At 72.4% G+C, this 19606-nt stretch carries 16 protein-coding genes; 12 read left to right on the forward strand and 4 right to left on the reverse strand.

The annotated features are described in order from the left end of the window. Window positions 1–30: 30 nt before the first annotated feature. The 4 genes from Sri02f_RS32105 to Sri02f_RS32120 all read left to right on the forward strand — a co-directional run bounded on the left by Sri02f_RS32105 (window position 31) and on the right by Sri02f_RS32120 (window position 2969). Window positions 31–666, forward strand: a complete 636-nt coding sequence (locus tag Sri02f_RS32105) for an MBL fold metallo-hydrolase (RefSeq protein WP_109004834.1) — start codon at window positions 31–33, stop codon at window positions 664–666. A gap of 30 nt (window positions 667–696) precedes the next feature. After that, complete coding sequence (locus tag Sri02f_RS32110) at window positions 697–1476, forward strand: exodeoxyribonuclease III (RefSeq protein ID WP_109004835.1); 780 nt, start codon at window positions 697–699, stop codon at window positions 1474–1476. A 194-nt stretch (window positions 1477–1670) separates the two neighbouring features. Then, window positions 1671–2090 carry a DUF6278 family protein gene (locus Sri02f_RS32115; protein WP_109004836.1) on the forward strand — a complete coding sequence of 140 codons (420 nt, stop codon included), beginning with the start codon at window positions 1671–1673 and terminating at the stop codon, window positions 2088–2090. Between the two features lie 135 nt (window positions 2091–2225). Next, the gene (locus Sri02f_RS32120; protein WP_109004837.1) at window positions 2226–2969 is read left to right on the forward strand and encodes an amino acid ABC transporter ATP-binding protein; all 744 of its coding nucleotides are present in this window, start codon (window positions 2226–2228) and stop codon (window positions 2967–2969) included. Between the two features lie 51 nt (window positions 2970–3020). Here Sri02f_RS32120 and Sri02f_RS32125 read toward each other — a convergent pair whose 3' ends face one another. Continuing rightward, window positions 3021–4589: an alpha/beta fold hydrolase gene (locus Sri02f_RS32125; protein ID WP_109004838.1), complete on the reverse strand. Its 1569-nt coding sequence runs from the start codon at window positions 4587–4589 to the stop codon at window positions 3021–3023. A 79-nt stretch (window positions 4590–4668) separates the two neighbouring features. Next, entirely contained in the window at window positions 4669–5415 is a 747-nt protein-coding gene (locus Sri02f_RS32130) for a hypothetical protein (RefSeq protein ID WP_109004839.1), read from the reverse strand. A 143-nt stretch (window positions 5416–5558) separates the two neighbouring features. Here Sri02f_RS32130 and ggt point away from each other — a divergent pair, with 143 nt between their 5' ends. After that, window positions 5559–7385, forward strand: a complete 1827-nt coding sequence (ggt, locus tag Sri02f_RS32135; RefSeq protein ID WP_109004840.1) for a gamma-glutamyltransferase — start codon at window positions 5559–5561, stop codon at window positions 7383–7385. Between the two features lie 3 nt (window positions 7386–7388). On the opposite strand, the gene Sri02f_RS32140 is transcribed toward ggt, so the two are convergent. Then, window positions 7389–9947 carry an ATP-dependent Clp protease ATP-binding subunit gene (locus tag Sri02f_RS32140; protein ID WP_109004841.1) on the reverse strand — a complete coding sequence of 853 codons (2559 nt, stop codon included), beginning with the start codon at window positions 9945–9947 and terminating at the stop codon, window positions 7389–7391. 454 nt (window positions 9948–10401) lie between these two features. Then, window positions 10402–11172: a type I methionyl aminopeptidase gene (map, locus tag Sri02f_RS32145; RefSeq protein ID WP_109004842.1), complete on the reverse strand. Its 771-nt coding sequence runs from the start codon at window positions 11170–11172 to the stop codon at window positions 10402–10404. 32 nt (window positions 11173–11204) lie between these two features. On the opposite strand from map, the gene Sri02f_RS32150 reads away from it, so the two are divergent. The 7 genes from Sri02f_RS32150 to hydA all read left to right on the forward strand — a co-directional run bounded on the left by Sri02f_RS32150 (window position 11205) and on the right by hydA (window position 19596). Then, the gene (locus Sri02f_RS32150) at window positions 11205–11456 is read left to right on the forward strand and encodes a helix-turn-helix domain-containing protein (protein WP_109004843.1); all 252 of its coding nucleotides are present in this window, start codon (window positions 11205–11207) and stop codon (window positions 11454–11456) included. Between the two features lie 147 nt (window positions 11457–11603). Then, a complete protein-coding gene (locus Sri02f_RS32155; RefSeq protein ID WP_109004844.1) occupies window positions 11604–13130 on the forward strand; it encodes a hypothetical protein in 1527 nt (508 codons plus the stop codon). A gap of 207 nt (window positions 13131–13337) precedes the next feature. Beyond that, the gene (locus Sri02f_RS32160) at window positions 13338–14180 is read left to right on the forward strand and encodes a nitrilase-related carbon-nitrogen hydrolase (protein ID WP_109004845.1); all 843 of its coding nucleotides are present in this window, start codon (window positions 13338–13340) and stop codon (window positions 14178–14180) included. After that, window positions 14177–15460, forward strand: coding sequence for an aspartate aminotransferase family protein (locus Sri02f_RS32165; RefSeq protein ID WP_109004846.1), 1284 nt, complete (start codon window positions 14177–14179; stop codon window positions 15458–15460). Before Sri02f_RS32160 ends, Sri02f_RS32165 begins: the two co-directional genes overlap by 4 nt. A 30-nt stretch (window positions 15461–15490) precedes the next feature. Next, a complete protein-coding gene (locus tag Sri02f_RS32170) occupies window positions 15491–17074 on the forward strand; it encodes a PucR family transcriptional regulator (protein ID WP_109004847.1) in 1584 nt (527 codons plus the stop codon). 181 nt (window positions 17075–17255) lie between these two features. After that, window positions 17256–18098: a nitrilase-related carbon-nitrogen hydrolase gene (locus Sri02f_RS32175; RefSeq protein WP_109004848.1), complete on the forward strand. Its 843-nt coding sequence runs from the start codon at window positions 17256–17258 to the stop codon at window positions 18096–18098. A 94-nt stretch (window positions 18099–18192) separates the two neighbouring features. Next, window positions 18193–19596 (forward strand): dihydropyrimidinase, encoded by a 1404-nt coding sequence (gene hydA / locus Sri02f_RS32180; protein WP_109004849.1) that lies wholly within the window; start codon window positions 18193–18195, stop codon window positions 19594–19596. Window positions 19597–19606 lie beyond the last annotated feature (10 nt).

Raw genomic sequence — 19606 nt, forward strand, 5'->3', positions numbered from 1 at the left:
CCGTTCCCGCGCGGGGGGCAGGATGGACCCATGAAGCTCACCAAGATGTCGCACGCCTGCGTCCGTCTCGAGAAGGACGGGCGCACCCTCGTTCTCGATCCGGGAGGGTTCAGCGAGCACGACGCGGCCCTCGGCGCCGAGGCGATCCTGGTCACCCACGAGCACCCCGACCACTTCGACGAGCAGCGCCTGCGGACGGCGCTGGAGGCCGACCCGGCCGTCGAGGTCTGGACTCTGAGGTCCGTCGCGGAGAAGATCTCCGCCGCCTTCCCGGGCCGCGTGCACACCGTCGGCCACGGCGACTCGTTCACCGCCGCGGGGTTCGACGTGCAGGTCCACGGCGAGCTGCACGCGGTCATCCACCCGGACATCCCGCGCATCACCAACGTCGGCTACCTCGTCGACGGCGGCCGCGTCTTCCACCCCGGTGACGCGCTGACCGTCCCCGGCCGGCCCGTCGAGACGCTGATGCTGCCGGTGATGGCCCCCTGGAGCAAGATCTCCGAGGTCATCGACTACGTGCGCGAGGTGAAGCCGCAGCGCGCGTACGACATCCACGACGCCCTGCTCACCGACCTCGCCCGGCCGATCTACGACCGGCAGATCGGCGCCCTCGGCGGCGCGGAGCACCTGCGGCTGGCGCCGGGGGAGAGCACGGCCCTGTGAGTGTCAGTGGGGCCCGGTAGGTTGTGAGGCATGCGCATCGCGACCTGGAACGTGAACTCGATCACCGCCCGCCTGCCGAGGCTCCTGGCCTGGCTGGAGAGCAGCGGCACCGATGTGCTGTGCCTGCAGGAGGCCAAGGTCGCCGAGGAGCAGTTCCCGCTCGACCAGCTGCGCGAGCTGGGCTACGAGGCCGCGGTGCACGCCACCGGCCGGTGGAACGGCGTGGCGGTGATCTCCCGGGTGGGCGTCGAGGACGTCGTGAAGGGGCTGCCCGGCGACCCCGGCTTCGACGGCGCGCCGGAGCCCCGGGCGATCTCGGCGACCTGCGGTCCGGTCCGCGTCTGGTCGGTGTACGTGCCCAACGGCCGTGAGGTCGACCACCCGCACTACGCCTACAAGCTGCAGTGGTTCGAGGCGCTGAAGGCGGCCGTCGCCGGGGACGCGGCGGGCAGCCGCCCGTTCGCGGTGCTGGGCGACTACAACGTGGCCCCGACCGACGACGACGTCTACGACGTGGCGGCCTTCGAGGGCTCCACCCATGTCACGCCGGCCGAGCGGGCCGCGCTGGCGTCCCTGCGGGAGGCCGGCCTGTCGGACGTCGTCCCGCGCCCCCTGAAGTACGAGCACCCGTTCACCTACTGGGACTACCGCCAGCTCTGCTTCCCCAAGAACCGCGGCATGCGCATCGACCTGGTGTACGGCAACGAGCCGTTCGCCAAGGCGGTCGAGGACGCCTATGTGGACCGTGAGGAGCGCAAGGGCAAGGGCGCCTCGGACCACGCGCCGGTCGTCGTCGACCTGGACGTCTAGGGCGTCGTCCGGATCACCCCACAGGGCTCGACAGGCCCCGCCGATGCCCTGCGACCTGACCCGGACGACAGACGCTGGGCGACCGCGTCGGCCCGGCGTCCCGGCGCCGCGCGGCCTCCGGGTCGCGAGCCCGGGCCCGAGCTCGTGCAGCGCGCCTGTGGTGCGCATGACCGGGCCGGTGTCACGCTGGGTTCATGAACATCCCTTTCCTGGGCAACAAGAGCAAGAAGCACCGGGCGGCGGTGCTGGCCGAGGACCCCGAGGGGATCGCCGAACTCCTCTCCGAATGCGAGGTGTTGCGCTCGCACGCGGCCCGGGAGGGGATCGGGCTCGACGACAGCGCCGAGTCGTTGGAGGCGCTGGACCAGCTCCCGCCGCGCTGGCGCGACGACGAGGAGAATCTGCCCTCGTTCGGCCATGACGCGGGGCTCTATCTGGGGACGGTCGTCGTGCGCACGGTGCCCGGCGCCGCGTGGGTGCTCAAGGCCGGCGGGGAGGCGGTCGTACGGCTGACGTCCGGGCGGGAGATCGACGTGGTCGCGGCGGGGTTCGAGTGGGCCTCGACGGGAACCCCCGAACTGTCCCGGCTGTACGCCGAGGTGGCCGAGCGCTGAGCCGCACGCGGAATGACTTCCATGACTGCGGTAAATACGGCTAATAGCCGAAAAATGCGTGTCGCTTCTTCACCTGGTCCTTATGTGGATAGTTTGCGGCGACCACGACACAGCTGAGAGTGAGTAGGGCTGCGCATGGCCGTCGATCCGCTGATCGAGCTGCGTGACGTCAACAAGTACTTCGGGGAGCTGCATGTCCTGCAGGACGTCTCTCTCACCGTCGGCAGGGGGGAGGTGGTCGTGGTGATCGGCCCTTCGGGGTCGGGCAAGTCGACGCTGTGCCGGGCGATCAACCGGCTGGAGCCCATCGCGTCCGGCACGATCACCCTCGACGGGGAACCGCTGCCCGAAGAGGGCAAGAGCCTGGCGAGGCTGCGTTCCGAGGTCGGCATGGTCTTCCAGTCGTTCAACCTCTTCGCGCACAAGACGGTCCTGCAGAACATCTCGCTCGGGCAGGTGAAGGTCCGCCGGCGCAAGAAGGACGAGGCGGACCGGCGCTCCCGCGAACTGCTCGACCGCGTGGGCCTGGCGGACCAGGCGGACAAGTACCCGGCCCAGCTCTCCGGAGGCCAGCAGCAGCGCGTGGCCATCGCCCGCGCCCTCGCCATGGACCCCAAGGCGCTCCTCTTCGACGAGCCCACCTCCGCCCTCGACCCCGAGATGATCAACGAGGTGCTGGAGGTGATGCGGCAACTGGCCCACGACGGCATGACGATGGTCGTCGTCACCCATGAGATGGGCTTCGCGCGCTCCGCCGCCAACCGGGTGCTCTTCATGGCCGACGGTCGCATCGTCGAGGACCGCACCCCGGAGGAGTTCTTCACCGCCCCGCGCAGCGACCGCGCCAAGGACTTCCTCTCCAAGATCCTCAAGCACTGAACCCGGACGGCGGCAGCCACGGGGCGCGCCCGCCCCGGCAGCGGCCGGAGATCACTGCTCGCGCAGCGGGACCGACACGTACGACGGGTCGTTCGCCGGCGAGGAGAAGGTCAGCCGTGCGCCGGACGGGTTGTGCTCCATGTACAGCGGGTCGACCGTGTCGACGACCAGGGCGAGCCGGTGCCCTGCCGGGACGTCGTAGGCCGTGGAGAACATCTCCAGGTCGAGACCGAACGGCCGGCCGGGCGTGCGCCCGTGGAAGGTGTACGGCGCGTTGTCGACCAGCTTGCCGAGGCCGAGCGGCCCCACGTCGTACAGGTAGGCGACGAGGGTGCCGCTCTCCTCGGTCGGGGTGACGGTGGTGTGCAACGTCGCGGCCCCCCGCACCCGTTGGGCCGTGGCGTACTTCTGCGACTGCCACACCGCGGCCCAGCGGCGGGGGAGCAGGGGGATCGAGGCGACCGGAGGCAGTTGGGCGACCTGGTCGAGGATGCTGGACAGGAAGACGATCCCGCCGTCCGCGCCGGAGTCCACGTTCGTGTGGAGGGTGGTGTCGCCGCCAAGGGCGATCCTGCTGCGCGTCGCGCCCACCGACTTCCAGTCCGGGTACCCCTCGTATCCGCCACCCGTACGGGACTTGAGCCGCACGGGCGCCTCGCGGTCGACGCCGTTGTCCTCGCCCTTGAGGTAGTGGTCGAACCAGCGCTCGGTGTCCGTCCACACGTCGTTGGGCAGCCCGAACAGGCCGGTGATCTCGGCGGTCGCATGGTCGCCGGGGCGGAACTCCAGCCGTTTCGGGCCGGTCAGCTGCTCGTAGAAGGCGGCGGACTGGCGGGGCGGGAAGATGGTGTCGCCCCAGGAGCCGGCCATCAGCACCGCCGCGCCGTTGCGGTTGAGCTGGTCCGCATAGGTCGCGGGGGAACGTTTCTTCCCCCAGGCGACGAGGTCCTTCTCCTTCGTCAGGTCGCCGGAGTAGAAGGCCGAGAAGACCTCCCGGGACTCGGCGCTCTGCCGCCCGGCGACCGTGCCCACGGTGTCGAGCACGGCGGCGGCCTGGAGGTGCTGGGTGCGGCCCGAGTAGATCGAGTCGATGAGGTCGCCCCAGCCGCTGAGCGAGGCGACGGCCCGCACGCGCGGGTCGTGGGCGGCCGCCAGCAGGCTGATCCCGGCGCCGTAGGAGACGCCCGCCATGCCGATGTGCCGGACGTCGGCGGGGGTGTGGGCGAGGGCCCAGTCGACGACCTTGGAGGCGTCGGCCACATCGCGCGGGCCCGCCACGTCGATCTCCCCGCCGGACTGCCAGAAGCCCCGCACGTTGTAACTGAGCACCACATAGCCCGAGTCGGCGAGCCGCTGCGCCTGGGCGAGGTACTCGACCTGGGGGAAGCCCCAGCTCGTCGGCAGTACGACGAGCGGGTAGCGGCGGGCGCCGTCGGCCCCGGTCGGGGTGACGACGTTCGCCTTGAGGACGGTGCCGCCGTCCCCGGCGATGTCGACGTAGCGCACGTCGTTCGCGGCGGCGTGGGCCGCGGGCGCCAGGCCCAGGATCCCGCCGGCGATCAGGGAGGCCGAGACGGCGCCCGCGGCGGTCGTGCGCAGAGCCCTGCGGTGCTGTCCCACGATTCACTCCTCAACTTCCCGCGTTGCAAAGTGACCCGACGGTAACCGCATCTCGTACCGGAGGTAACCCGCCAGTAAGTTACGTGGCGGTAACAATTGGTGGGTCCGGCAGGGGCGCCTGGGCCTGTCCTGTCACGTCGGCGACGAGTTCGACGACGTCAGGGCCGTAAGCCTGGGAGTTGACGACCTTCAGCAGCAGGACGAAGGAGTTGTCGCCGTGTTTGCGCGCCAGCCGCTCGTGGTGGCGGGCGAGGTAGCGGGTAGCCGCCTGGTTGGTGATCGCGCGCTGCCCGCAGAAGAGGAACACCGGCCGCTCCCCGCGGCGCCGGCCCATGGTCAGCCGGGCCAGCAGCACGTACTCGGTGATGCCCGCCTCGACCCGGTAGTGCTCGCCGCCGATCTGGAAGGCCCCGCGGTCCGGCCCGGGCTCGGCGTCGGCGTTCACCCGCACGCCCGGCAGCAGGGAGGAGAGATGCGCTGCCATTCGGCGGTTCGAAGACGGTCCTCCGACGCAGAACTCCGTGCGGTCCCCGAAGCCCTGACGGGCCGTGTCATGACCGACGACCTGGGCGTGGGCGTTGCAGTCCTTGATAAGTGCGGAGAGCTCCAGCAGGGCGAACACGTCGTTGCGCATCACTGACAGCTCGGCGCCGCCCGCCTCCCGGTTCACCACGAGCAGTGATTCGGAGTTGTCCGGCAGCCCGAAGAACGCCTGCTTGCGCCGCAGTTTCCGCCTCCAGAGATAGGTCCGGGCCAGCCAGCCGAGCGCGGCACTGACACCCGCGGCTATCACGCCCAGGACGATGTTGCGCACGTCGTCGTTCATGGGCGCGCATGCTAGCGGGCGAGCCCGCCCGAGACGTACCCGTGTTCGAGGTGTGGCAGTCGTATGACAGTGCCCCGAAGGAGTCTGTCGGGACCCGTCGAATGTGGTTACGCTGCGCGGACGGTCCCGCACTGGAGGTACGGATGCGTCGCCCTGTCGCGCGGAAGCTGTCGGTCCTGGCGGTCTCGGCCGCCGTGGTCACGTTGGGGGCCGCGGCGCCGCCCCCGGCCGCGCCACCCGCCGCACACCGGACGGCAGTCGGGAAGACGCCCGTCGCCGTCGGCTACGGCGGCGCGGTGGCCAGCGTCGACGCGGACGCCACGGCCGCCGGCATCGAGGTGCTGAGGAAGGGCGGCAACGCCGTCGACGCGGCCGTCGCCACCGCCGCGGCCCTCGGCGTCACCGAGCCCTACTCCTCCGGCGTCGGCGGAGGCGGCTACTTCGTCTACTACGACGCCAAGTCCCGTACGGTGCACACCATCGACGGCCGCGAGACCGCCCCGCTGACCGCGGACTCCAATCTCTTCCTGGAGAACGGCAAACCGCTCGCCTTCGCGGACGCCGTCACCAGCGGCCTCGGCGTCGGCACCCCGGGAACGCCCGCCACCTGGGCGACGGCGCTGAGCCGGTGGGGCAGCGAACGGCTCGGCACGGTCCTGCGGCCCGCCGAGCGCATCGCTCGCGACGGCTTCACCGTCGACGCCACCTTCCGCTCCCAGACCGCCGCCAACGAGACCCGCTTCCGCGCCTTCCCGGACACGGCGAAGCTGTTCCTGCCCGGCGGCCAACTGCCGGTCGTCGGCTCGACGTTCAAGAACCCCGATCTGGCCCGCACCTACAAGGAGCTGGGCGACCGCGGCGTCGACGCGATCTACCGCGGCGACCTCGGCGAGGACATCGTCTCCACGGTGAACCACCCGCCCGTGGACCCGGCCTCGGGCTGGAACGCGCGGCCCGGCGCGCTGTCCGCGAAGGACCTCGCCGCCTACCGCGCCAAGCTCCAGGCGCCCACGAAGACCTCGTACCGCGGCCTCGGCGTCTACTCCATCGCCCCCTCGTCCTCGGGCGGCACCACGGTCGGCGAGGCCCTCAACATCCTGGAGCGCACGAACCTGGCGAAGGCGAGCGAGACGCAGTACCTGCACCGCTACATCGAGGCCAGCCGCATCGCGTTCGCCGACCGCGGCCGCTGGGTCGGCGACCCCGCCTTCGAGGACGTCCCCACCCGGCAGTTGCTGTCGCAGAAGTACGCCGACTCGCGCGCCTGCCTCATCAAGGACGACGCGGTGCTCACCAGCCCGCTCGCGCCCGGCGACCCGCGCCACCCGGCGCCCTGCGGCGCCGGCGGCACGGCGGCGCCCACGACCTACGAGGGCGAGAACACCACCCACCTCACCGTCGCCGACAAGTGGGGCGACGTCGTCTCCTACACCCTCACCATCGAGCAGACCGGCGGCAGCGGCATCACCGTGCCCGGCCGCGGCTTCCTGCTCAACAACGAGCTGACGGACTTCTCCTTCGCCCCGGCCAACCCGGCCGTCCACGACCCGAACCTGCCCGGCCCGGGCAAGCGGCCGCGCTCGTCGATCTCGCCGACCATCGTGCTGGACCGGCACGGCAAGCCGGTGGTGGCGCTCGGCTCGCCCGGCGGCGCGACCATCATCACCACCGTGCTGCAGACCCTGACCGAGTTCCTCGACCGCGGGCTGCCGCTCGTCGACGCGATCGCCGCGCCGCGCGCCAGCCAGCGCAACGCCGCCCAGACGGAACTGGAGCCCGCGCTCTACGACGACACCAGCCCGCAGGGACTGCGGGCGCGGTTGGAGGCCATCGGGCACTCCTTCAAGCTGAACCCGGAGATCGGCGCGGCCACCGGCGTGCAGCGGCTGCCCGACGGCAAGTGGCTGGCCGCCGCCGAGACCGTACGACGCGGCGGCGGTTCGGCCCAGGTGGTCCGTCCGGCGCCGTAGCGCTCAGAGTTCGGCGGCGGGGACGGGCGGTTGCGTGCGGAACGCGAGCTGCCCGTCCTCGACGTCCACCGTGACCCGGTCGCCCTCCGCGACCCGCCCGTCGAGCAGCAGCCGCGAGAGCCGGTTGTCGACCTCGCGCTGGATCGTGCGGCGCAACGGCCGGGCCCCGTACTCGGGTTGGTAGCCGCGCCCGGCGAGCCAGTCGACGGCCGTGTCGGTGAACTCGGCCGTGATGCCCCGCGCCTGCACCAGCCGGCGCGTCCTGTCCAGCAACAGGTCGGTGATCCGGCGCAGTTGCTCGCTCGTGAGCTGCCGGAACACGACGATCTCGTCGATCCGGTTGAGGAACTCCGGTCGGAAGTGCTCGCGCAGCGGCCGCAGGATCTGCTCGCGGCGCGCCTCCTCGTCGGCGTCCGCGCCGCCCGGCCCGAAGCCGATTCCCGCGCCGCGCCGGGTGATCGCCTCCGAGCCCAGGTTGCTGGTCATGACGATGACGGTGTTGGTGAAGTCCACGGTGCGGCCCTGCGAGTCGGTGAGCCGGCCGTCGTCGAGGACCTGCAGCAGGATGTTGAAGACGTCGGGGTGGGCCTTCTCGACCTCGTCCAGCAGGAGCAGCGCGTACGGGTGGCGGCGGACGACCTCGGTCAGCTGTCCGGCCTCCTCGTGACCGACGTAGCCGGGCGGGGCGCCCACCAGGCGGCTGACGGTGTGCCGTTCCTGGTACTCGCTCATGTCGAGGCGGACCATGCGCTCCTCGCTGCCGAAGAGGGACTCGGCGAGCGCACGGGCCAGTTCGGTCTTGCCGACGCCGGTCGGGCCGAGGAACAGGAAGCTGCCGATCGGCCGGTCCGGGCTGGCGAGCCCGGCGCGCGAGCGCAGCACCGCGTCCGCGACGACCCGCACGGCCTCCTCCTGGCCGACGACCCGCTCGTGCAGGTGCTCCTCCAGACCGAGCAGCCGGTCCTTCTCCTCCTGCGTCAGGCTCGCGACGGGGATGCCGGTCTGCCGGGACACGACTTCGGCGATCGCCTCCGCGGTGACCTCCAGATCCCGGCCCTCGTCGACCGTGACCTCGCCGCTCGCCTGCGCGATGCGCTCCTTCAGCTCCACGATGCGGTCGCGCAGCCGGGTGGCCTCCTCGTACTGTTCGTCCGCGGCCGCCTGGTCCTTGTCACGGGCGAGCTGCTCCACCTCGCGCTCCATGGCCCGCACGTCGGTGTCCTTCGTGCGCGCGCCGAGCCGCACCCGGGCGCCCGCCTGGTCGATCAGGTCGATGGCCTTGTCGGGCAGGCGGCGGTCGGTGAGATAGCGGTCGGACAGCTGCACCGCCGCGTCGAGCGCGCCGTCGGTGTAGCGGACCTGGTGGTGGGCCTCGTAACGGTCGCGCAGCCCGCGCAGGATCTCCAGCGCGTCCGCGACGGACGGCTCCGGCACGAGGATCGGCTGGAAGCGGCGGGCGAGCGCCGCGTCCTTCTCGATCCGCCGGTACTCCTCCAGCGTCGTCGCGCCCACGATGTGCAGTTCGCCGCGGGCCAGCGCCGGCTTGAGGATGTTGCCGGCGTCCATCGAGCCGCCCTCGCCGCCTCCGCCCGCGCCGACGACCGTGTGCAGCTCGTCGATGAAGACGATCAGCCGGTCGGAGTGGGCGCGGATCTCGTCGACGATGGTGTTCAGCCGCTCCTCGAAGTCGCCGCGGAAGCGGGTGCCCGCGACCACGCCGGTCAGGTCCAGGGCGACCACCCGCCTGTCGAGGAGGACGTCGGGCACGTCCCCTTCCGTGATCCGCTGGGCCAGCCCCTCCACGACGGCGGTCTTGCCGACGCCCGCGTCGCCGATGAGCACCGGGTTGTTCTTGCCGCGCCGCGAGAGGACCTCGATGGTCTGTTCGATCTCGTCGTCGCGGCCGATCACCGGGTCGATCCGGCCCTGACCGGCCAGTTCGGTGAGATCGCGCCCGTATCTGTCCAGGGTGGGCGTGCCGGTCGCCTGCTGACGGTCCGCGGCACGGGCCGCGGCCGCGGTGTCCGGGGGCTCGGGCGGCATACCCGTGGAGGCGAAGCGGGCCGCGTTGAGGATGTGCCCGGCCGCGGAGTCCGGGTTCGAGGCCAGGGCGCTGAGCACGTGCTCCGGGCCGATGTGCCCCGAGCCCCTGGAGCGGGCCAGGTCGTGCGCGTCCAGCAGGGCGCGTTTGGCGGCCGGGGTCAGCGACAGCGAGGTGGGCGGCGGCGCCTCGCCCGGCGGGTGCTGGGCCGGGCCCGACCGCTCGTCGATCTCCGTCGCCAGCGAGTCGGGGTCGGCGCCGGCCCGGCTGAGCAGGCTGCGGGTCGGCTCCGCCGTCAGGGCCGCGCGCAGCAGGTGTTCGGTGTCGAGGTCCCTGCTGCCGTGCTCGGCGGCGTACCGGGCCGCGCCGCTGACGAGGTCTCTCGCGGGCTGGCTGAGGAGCCGGCCGATGTTGATCTGACGGGGGCCGGGGCGGGGCCCGCCGAAGAAGCGGGCCAGGAACTCGCCGTAGGGGTCTCCGTAGTCGCCGTAGCCCTCCGGGCCGGTGAAGCCGTTGGTCATGGCGTTCCGTTCCATGGACGTGCGATGCGGTGCCGGCGCCCTCGGCTGGGGCGGTCACACCCACCCACCTTCGCACGGTCGCCCACCATGGGCATGCGCAGGAACGTCCGTGGAGCGGGGGGCCGCACACGGTGGGCCGCCCCGGCCCGTCCGAGGCGTCCCAGGCCCCCGCAGCGACAGCGACCGCAGTGCGATCCCGCGCCGCCCCGGCGGCCAGGCCTGCCGGGGCAGGCCTGCGCCGGCAGGCCGGACCTGGCGGGCCGGACCTGGCGGGCCTCGCCTCGGTCGGTGTGCCGCGGCGGGCCCGCCCTGACCCCGCTGCCGCAAGGCCCGCCCCGGCCGGCCTGCCCGTGACGCCCCGCCCCGGCGGGGCGTCGCAGGCCTCCCCGGCGGGTTCCGGCGGGCCCCCGGCGGGCTCCGGCCGTCTCCGTCTGCCCCGCCTGTTCCCTTCTTCTCAGCCCCGGTGCGTCAGCACCCTCGGGCCGTTCTCCGTGATCGCCACCGTGTGTTCCGTGTGGGCTGCCCTCGAACCGTCGTTCGTGCGCAGGGTCCAGCCGTCGGGAGCGACGTGGTAGTCGTCCCCGCCGCCCGCGATCAGCATCGGCTCGATCGCGATCACCATGCCGTGGCGCAACGCCAGGCCCCGGCCGGGGCGGCCCTCGTTCGGGATCGCCGGGTCCTCGTGCATGTGGCGGCCCACGCCGTGGCCCCCGAAGTCGTCCATGATCCCGTAGCCGGCTCCCCGGCAGACCGTGCCGATGGCGTGCGCGATGTCGCCGACCCGGTTGCCGACGACCGCCGCCTCGATGCCGGCCGCCAGTGCGCGCTCGGCGGTCTCGACGAGCCGGACGTCCTCCGGGCGCGCCCGGCCCACGGTGAAGCTGATCGCGGAGTCGCCCACCCAGCCGTTCAGTTCGGCGCCGCAGTCGATCGAGACCAGGTCGCCGTCGCGCAGCCGGTGGCCGGTGGGGACGCCGTGCACGATCGCGTCGTTCACGGACGCGCAGATCACCGCGGGGAAGGGCGTGGGCGCGAAGGACGGCCGGTAACCGAGGAAGGGCGACGACGCCCCCGCCTCCCGCAGCACGTCGTGCGCCACCTCGTCCAGCTCCAGCAGGGAGACGCCCACGTCGGCGGCCCTGTGCACGGCCGTCAGGGCTTGTGCGACCACCTGGCCCGCCTCGTACATGGCGTCGATCGATGTGTCCGTCTTCAGCTCTACCATGCCAATTACTATACCGGTATTAGAATGGTGCCATGGTGCGCACCCCCTTGACCCCCGAAGAGCGCGAGCGCGGCGAGCGGCTCGGACGACTGCTGCGCGAAGCGCGCGGCGGCCGGAGCATGGCCGACATCGCGGCGAGCGCGGGCGTCTCCGCCGAGACCCTCCGTAAGATCGAGACCGGACGGGCGCCGACACCGGCGTTCTTCACGGTCGCCGCCCTGGCCCGCGTGCTGGGTCTGTCCATGGACGAGCTGGCGGGGCTGTGCGCGCTCGCCCCCGCCTGAGGCCCGGTTCCCGCCGCCGTCGCGCGCCGCTCGGGGCCGCACGGTGACGCGGTCGCGTCCGCTTCGAAAACTCCCCGTAGCCGCCCTGTAACACGACTGGTGTTTTCTACGAACCGGAGTGTTCCGGTCGGGGGCGGGAGTCCAGTGATGACTGTGCATCAACTCCCGGGCCGGGTGCGGGAGTTCGTGAACCACCTGAACGGACTGCTGGCGCGCCTGGACCAGGGCGCCGGCTGGTGCGCGGTGTTCTGGCAGCGCGATCCCGACGGTATGCAGGCATGCCTCGACGGACGTGAGGTGCTGCCCTGGGACGTGGTGGAGGCGCTCCTCCAGGACCTCGCCGCCGCTCACGGCCCCGAGGCCTGCGCACAGGAGGCGCAGCGGCTCCGGCCCCTGCACGAAGGCGCGCTCGCCGCCCACGACGCCCGCCCCGGCGGGCGCGACGCGCTCGGGGACCGGCTCGACGTGATGCTCCGCGAACAGCGCTACGCGGCCGACCGTCTCGCCGACCTCGGCCGCCTGCTCGCCTCCGCGGCCACCCACGAGCAGGCCGAGGCCATCCGCCTCGACCTCGCCTGGGCCCGCGACGACCACGAACGCGCCACCGCCCGGTGCGCCGAGCTCCGCCGGCGCATGACGGACCTGGACCGCATCCCGACGCCTCCGCCGCACCCCCGCCGGCCGACCGGCCACGACGCCCGATTCGGCCCCGGCGACGAGCCCGGGCCCGGTTCCGGCGGCGTGCGCCGGACCGGTCAGGAGGCCGCGGTGGGGGCGGTGCGCGGTGTCTTCGTCGACGGTCCCGCCCCTGGCGGCTCAGCCACGGAGCGCCCCGGGTCCGGTGAGGCCGCGGCGCGTCCGGGAGCCGGTGAAACCGCGGCGCGTCCGGCAGCCGGTGACGTCGTCGCAGGCCCCGCCTCCGCCCCCGTGCCCAAGCAGCGCAAGCGCCGGCGCGGCAGCGCCCGGTTCGCAGGCCTCACCGAGGAGGACGCGGCCCCCGCCGTCGTGCCGCCCGACGCCGCCGCACCGGCGCAGCCGGCGCCCGCCGCGCCCGCGCGCCGCACCCTGCGCGGCGCCCGCTTCGCCGGAGCCGCCGCCGAAAGCGTGGTGCCCGACGCAGAGCCGCAGCGCGAGCCGCTGGACGCGGCCGCCCGGCGGGAGACCGTCGAAGCGGTGCAGCGGCTGGTGCGGCTGCGCGCCGAGGGCCGCAGCGGCGAGGCGCACGCCCTCCTGGCGGAGCTCGCCTGCTGGCAGGCCGCCCGCATCCCGCTGCTCGCGGCCGAGCTGCAGCGCAACGGGCTCGCCGCCGACTGGACCACTCTGCTCTGGGAGGCGGCCTCCCTGCCGGCCGAGCGGCTCGTCGCCGCGGCCGACGCGCTGGTCGCGGTCGGACGCACGGGGGACGGCGCGCAGATCCTGCGGCAGGGCGTCGCCCGCCCGGCCGCCGAGATCGGGCAGGCCGTCCTCACCCTGGTCGGGGACGGCCGGCACCGCGAGGCCCGCGCGCTGCTCGACGCCTACGTCCGGGTGCGCACCCCGGAGGAGGCCGCCCGCAGCGCCGCCCCGGACCCGCGGGCCCTCGTCCCGCTGCTGCTGCAGGCCGCCCGCGCCGTCTCCGAGGAGTGCCGCTGGGATCTGGTGCACGCCCTCAGGGTCGCCGGGTTCACCGCCTGAGCGGGCCGCCGCGCTCGCGGGACCCGTCGGCGGGCCCGGCGCTGGGCCGGACGCTGCGCGACTCACCCACGCGAGTGTGAAACGCGATCGACTCCGCGGGTTAACGACGATGGTCTTGGCAAGCCCGTCCAGGAGGCTTACGTTCGTCCCTCTACGACCTTCGTCTACGGGCGTAGAGGCTCTGACGTCCTGTCGAAGGAGCAGCTCATGGCCAACGTCGTACGTGCCGCACTGGTCCAGGCCACCTGGACCGGCGACACCGAGTCCATGGTGGCGAAACACGAGGAGCACGCCCGCGAGGCGGCCCGCAGGGGCGCGAAGATCATCGGGTTCCAGGAGGTCTTCAACGCTCCCTACTTCTGCCAGGTCCAGGAGCCGGAGCACTACCGCTGGGCCGAGCCGGTCCCCGACGGGCCGACCGTGCGTCGTATGCAGGAGCTCGCGCGCGAGACGGGCATGGTGATCGTCGTGCCGCTCTTCGAGGTCGAGCAGTCCGGTTTCTACTACAACACGGCCGCCGTGATCGACGCCGACGGCTCTTATCTGGGCAAGTACCGCAAGCACCACATCCCGCAGGTGAAGGGTTTCTGGGAGAAGTACTACTTCCGGCCGGGCAACGCCGGCTGGCCCGTCTTCGACACGGCCGTCGGCCGGGTCGGCGTGTACATCTGCTACGACCGTCACTTCCCCGAGGGGTGGCGTCAACTCGGCCTCCAGGGCGCGCAGTTGGTCTACAACCCGTCCGCCACCCACCGAGGCCTCTCCGCCCACCTGTGGCAGCTGGAGCAGCCGGCGGCCGCGGTCGCCAACGAGTACTTCGTCGCCGCGATCAACCGGGTCGGCGTCGAGGAGTACGGGGACAACGACTTCTACGGCACCTCCTACTTCGTCGACCCGCGCGGCAAGTTCGTCGGCGACATCGCGAGCGACAAGGACGAGGAACTCGTCGTCCGCGACCTCGACTTCGACCTCGTCGAGGAGGTCCGGCAGCAGTGGGCCTTCTACCGCGACCGCCGGCCCGACGCCTACGACGGGCTGGTGCAGCCGTGAGCGAACTCCACGACCGCCATCGCGTCGTCCTGCCCGACTGGCTGGCCCTCTACTACGAGGACCCGCTGGAGATCACCCACGGGGAGGGCCGGCACGTCTGGGACGCGGAGGGGAACAAGTACCTCGACTTCTTCGGCGGCATCCTCACCACGATGACCGCGCACGCGCTGCCCGAGGTCACCAAGGCGGTGAGCGAGCAGGCCGGGCGGATCATCCACTCCTCCACGCTCTACCTCAACCGGCCCATGGTCGAGCTGGCCGAGCGGATCGCGCACGTCAGCGGCATTCCCGACGCCCGCGTCTTCTTCACCACCTCCGGCACCGAGGCCAACGACACGGCGCTGCTGCTCGCCACCACCCACCGGCGCAGCAACACCGTCCTGGCCATGCGCAACAGTTACCACGGGCGTTCCTTCAGCGCCGTCGGCATCACCGGCAACCGCGGCTGGTCGCCGACCTCGCTGTCCCCGCTGCAGACGCTGTACGTGCACGGCGGGGTGCGCAGTCGCGGCCCGTTCGCCGCCCTCGACGACGACGCCTTCATCGAGGCGTGCGTCGCGGACCTGAAGGACCTGCTCGGGCACACCCGCGCGCCCGCGGCCCTGATCGCGGAGCCCATCCAGGGCGTCGGCGGCTTCACCTCGCCGCCGGACGGACTGTACGCGGCCTTCCGCGAGGTGCTGGACGCCCACGGGATCCTGTGGATCGCCGACGAGGTGCAGACGGGCTGGGGGCGCACCGGCGAGCACTTCTGGGGCTGGCAGGCGCACGCGCAGAACGGTCCGCCGGACATCGTCACCTTCGCCAAGGGCATCGGCAACGGCATGTCCGTCGGCGGGGTCGTCGCCCGCTCCGAGATCATGAACTGCCTGGACGCCAACAGCATCTCCACCTTCGGCGGCACCCAGGTCACCATGGCCGCCGGTCTCGCCAACCTCTCCTACCTGCTGGAACACGACCTCCAGGGCAACGCCCGACGGGTCGGCGGACTGCTCATCGAGCGGCTGCGGGCCGTCGCCGCCCAGGATCCGGGCGTACGGGAGGTGCGCGGGCGCGGGCTGATGATCGGCGTCGAGCTGACCCGGCCCGGCACCGGCCTGGCCGACCCCGGCCGCGCGGCCGCCGTGCTGGAGGCCGCCCGTGCCGGGGGGCTGCTGATCGGCAAGGGCGGCGGTCACGACACCAGCGCGCTGCGCATCGCCCCGCCGCTGTCCCTGACCGTGGCGGAGGCCGAGGAGGGCGCCGCGATCCTCGAAAGCGCGCTGAGGAGCACGCAGTAGCGCCGGCCTGAGCCAAGGGAACACATCGTCATGACCATCGCCTTGGAGCCCTGGGGCCCCGTGGAGCCGCTGGAACCCGCACTGTCGGTCCGTCAGGTCCTGGCCCTGGAAAGGGTGCTGGCCGGTGAGCCCGAGGTGGTGGCCGGCGCGTCCCAGCTCGACCGGCCGGTGCGCTGGGTGCACGTCGCCGAGGCCGCCGACGTCGGCGTGATGCTCAGCGGCGGCGAGATGGTCCTCACGACCGGAGTGCTGCTCGCCGGCGACGACAACGCGCAGACCGAGTACATCCGCTCCCTGCACCGCGCGGAGGCCGCGGCCGTGGTGCTGGGCCTCGGCCGGGCCTTCCCCACCCCGCCGGACGTGATGCGGCGCGCCGCCGAGCGGTGCGGACTGCCGATGGTGGTCCTGCACCGTCCCTTCCCCTTCGCCGAGCTGACCGAGGAGGTCCAGTCCCGTCTGGTCCGCCGCAAGTTCGCCGCCGTCAGCCTGTCGGAGGCCGTGCGGACCGCGCTGACGGCACTGATCACCGCGGGCGCTCCGCTGCAACTGCTGCTCGACGAGATCGCCCAGCACGCCGCCTGTCCCGTCGTCGTCACCAATCTCGCCCACCGGGTGCTGGCGACGGCGGGGGAGCGCTCGGCGGTCGACGACGTGCTGCGGGACTGGGAGCGCATCGCGCGCCAGGCCGGCGGCAGCGAGGGCGACGGCTGGATCCGCGCCGAACTGGGCGGACGCGGCGAGCGGTGGGGGCAGATCATGCTCTGCGGCCACCGCGGGGACACCGCGGGCGGACGGCTGCTCGCCGACCGGGCCGCCGAGGCCCTCGTCCTGCACCGCATGCTCGGCGGGGCCTCCGCCCATACCTGGGAGGAGCAGTCCGCGCAGAGCCTGCTCACCGACCTGGTCTCCGGCGTCGTCCCGGCGCGGCACCTGCTGCCCCGGGCCCGGGCGGCCGGCCTGCCCGTCAACCGGCGCACCTTCGTCCCGCTCGTCGTACGCGACGGCGACCTGGCCCGCCTCGAACGGCTGCTGCGGCTGCTGGGCCTGCCGGGGCTGGTCGCCGAGCTCGCCGACGGGGCCACCGCCGTGCTGCTCAGCCTCGCCCGCGACCAGGACGCCGAGGCGCTCGCCGTCCACTTCGCCGCCCGGCTGCGCACCGAGTCGGGACAGCCCCGCACCGTCGTCGCGGCGGCCGCCCCGCGCACCGAGTGGGACGAGGTGCCGGCGGGGCTGCGCGAGGCCCAGCACGTCGCGGACGCCGTGGCGGACTCCACGGCCGCGCTCGACCTCCCGGCCGTCGTCCGGCTCAAGGACGTCCATCTGCGGGGCCTGGTGCGGCTGCTGCGGGACGACCCGCATGTGCAGTCCTTCGCCGAGCGCGAGCTGGACGGGCTGCTGTGCGCGGCCGGCGACGACCTGCTCGCCGTCCTGCGGACCTATCTGGCCACCGGCCGCAACAAGTCCCGCACCGCGCAGCTCCACCATGTCTCCCGGCCCGCGCTGTACCGCCGGCTGGAGGCCATAGAGGGCAGGCTCGGCGTGGACCTCGACGACTTCGAACAGGCCGCCTCGGTGCATATCGCGCTCCTCGCGCACGACGCGCAGCAGAGCTGACCGCGGGCGCGGGGCAACCGCCCGGAAACATGGAACGACCTGGGAAAACGGTGGTGAAACATGGGGCGACGAAGACGTGACACGGTGGCACGCCGGACGCCCTCAGGCGTGACAGCGTGCCACTCAGAGCAGGACGGCCGGCTTCCTAGGCTCCTCGTACACCGAGCGACCGGAGGTCCCGATGAGCCAAGTGATCCGTGCCGCCGTCTTCCAGACGGCCTGGACCGGCGACAAGGAATCGATGATCCAGGTCCACGAGCAGGCGGTCCGCGACGCGGCCGCGCAGGGTGCTCAGGTCCTGTGCTTCCAGGAGCTGTTCTACGGGCCGTACTTCTGCCAGGTCCAGGACCCGCAGTTCTACGAGTACGCCGAGCGGATCCCGGACGGGCCGATCGTCAGGCGGTTCCAGGCGCTCGCCGAGGAGCACGGCATCGTCCTGGTGCTGCCGATGTACGAGGAGGAGCAGCCGGGCGTCCTCTACAACACGGCCGCCGTGATCGACGCGGACGGCTCCTACCTCGGCAAGTACCGCAAGCACCACATCCCGCAGGTGAAGGGCTTCTGGGAGAAGTTCTACTTCCGGCCCGGGAACGCGGGCTGGCCGGTCTTCGACACCGCCGTCGGCAAGGTCGGCGTCTACATCTGCTACGACCGGCACTTCCCGGAGGGCTGGCGCGCGCTGGGACTGGAGGGCGCGGAGATCGTCTTCAACCCGTCGGCGACCTCGCGTGGGCTGTCCGCGTACCTGTGGCAGCTGGAGCAGCCGGCGGCCGCGGTCGCCAACGAGTACTTCGTCGGCGCGATCAACCGGGTCGGCGTCGAGGAGCTCGGCGACAACGACTTCTACGGGACCTCGTACTTCGTGGACCCGGAGGCCCAGTTCGTCGGGGAGGTGGCGAGCGACAAGGAGAGCGAACTCGTCGTCCGCGACCTCGACATGGCCAAGCTGCGCGAGGTGCGCGACCGCTGGCAGTTCTACCGGGACCGCCGACCCGACGCCTACCCCCCGCTGACCGCACCGTAACCGGCCGCAGCCGCCGCCGGTCCGGCGCACGGGGGCCGGGCCGGCGGCGCCCTCCAGGCACGACACCAGTGTTGAACACGGCAGGAGAGGGAGTATGAGCAGCCGTACCGTCATCCGGGGTGGCCTCGTCATCACCGCGTCCGACGAGATCCACGCCGACGTCCTGATCGAGGACGGCCGTGTCGCCGCCCTCGCCGCCTCCGGCACCCCGGCCGCCGGGGCCTGGACCGCCGAGAAGGTCATCGACGCCACCGGGAAGTACGTCATCCCGGGCGGGGTCGACGTCCACACCCACATGGAGCTGCCGTTCGGCGGCACCTCCGCCTCCGACACCTTCGAGACCGGCACCCGGGCGGCCGCCTGGGGCGGCACGACGACGATCGTCGACTTCGCCGTGCAGAGCGTCGGGCGCACCCTGCGCGAGGGCCTCGACGCCTGGCACGCCAAGGCGGAGGGCAACTGCGCGATCGACTACGGCTTCCACATGATCGTCTCCGACGTGAACCAGGACACGCTCAAGGAGATGGACCTGCTGGTTGAGGAGGGCGTCACCTCCTTCAAGCAGTTCATGGCCTATCCCGGCGTCTTCTACAGCGACGACGGTCAGATCCTGCGCGCCATGCAGCGCTCCGCCGAGAACGGCGGACTGATCATGATGCACGCGGAGAACGGCATCGCCATCGACGTCCTCGTCGAGCAGGCGCTCTCGCGCGGCGAGACCGACCCGAGGTACCACGGCGAGGTACGCAAGGCCCTCCTGGAGGCCGAGGCCACCCACCGCGCCATCAAGCTCGCGCAGGTCGCCGGGGCCCCGCTGTACGTGGTGCACGTGTCGGCGATGGAGGCGGTCGCGGAACTGGCCCGGGCGCGCGACGAGGGGCTGCCCGTCTTCGGCGAGACGTGTCCGCAGTATCTGTTCCTGTCCACGGACAACCTCGCCGAGCCCGGCTTCGAGGGCTCCAAGTACGTGTGCTCCACCCCGCTGCGGCCCAGGGAACACCAGGCCAAGCTGTGGCAGGGGCTGCGCACCAACGACCTCCAGGTCGTCTCCACCGACCACTGCCCCTTCTGCTTCGTGGGCCAGAAGGAGCTCGGCCGGGGCGACTTCTCGAAGATCCCCAACGGTCTGCCGGGCGTCGAGAACCGCATGGACCTGCTCCATCAGGCCGTCGTCGACGGGCACATCAGCCGCCGCCGCTGGATCGAGATCGCCTGCGCCACCCCGGCCCGCATGTTCGGGATGTACCCGAAGAAGGGCACCATCGCCCCCGGGGCCGACGCCGACATCGTCGTCTACGACCCGCACGCCGAGCAGATCGTCTCCGCCGAGACCCACCACATGAACGTCGACTACTCGGCGTACGAGGGCAAACGGCTCACCGGCCGCGTCCAGACCGTCCTGTCACGCGGCGAACTCGTCATCACCGAGCGGGAGTACACCGGACACGCCGGTCACGGCGTCTACACCCCGCGCTCCACCTGCCAGTACCTCGACTAGGAGCAGCGCA

Source organism: Streptomyces rishiriensis, from assembly GCF_003112535.1.
Lineage (GTDB): Bacteria > Actinomycetota > Actinomycetes > Streptomycetales > Streptomycetaceae > Streptomyces > Streptomyces rishiriensis.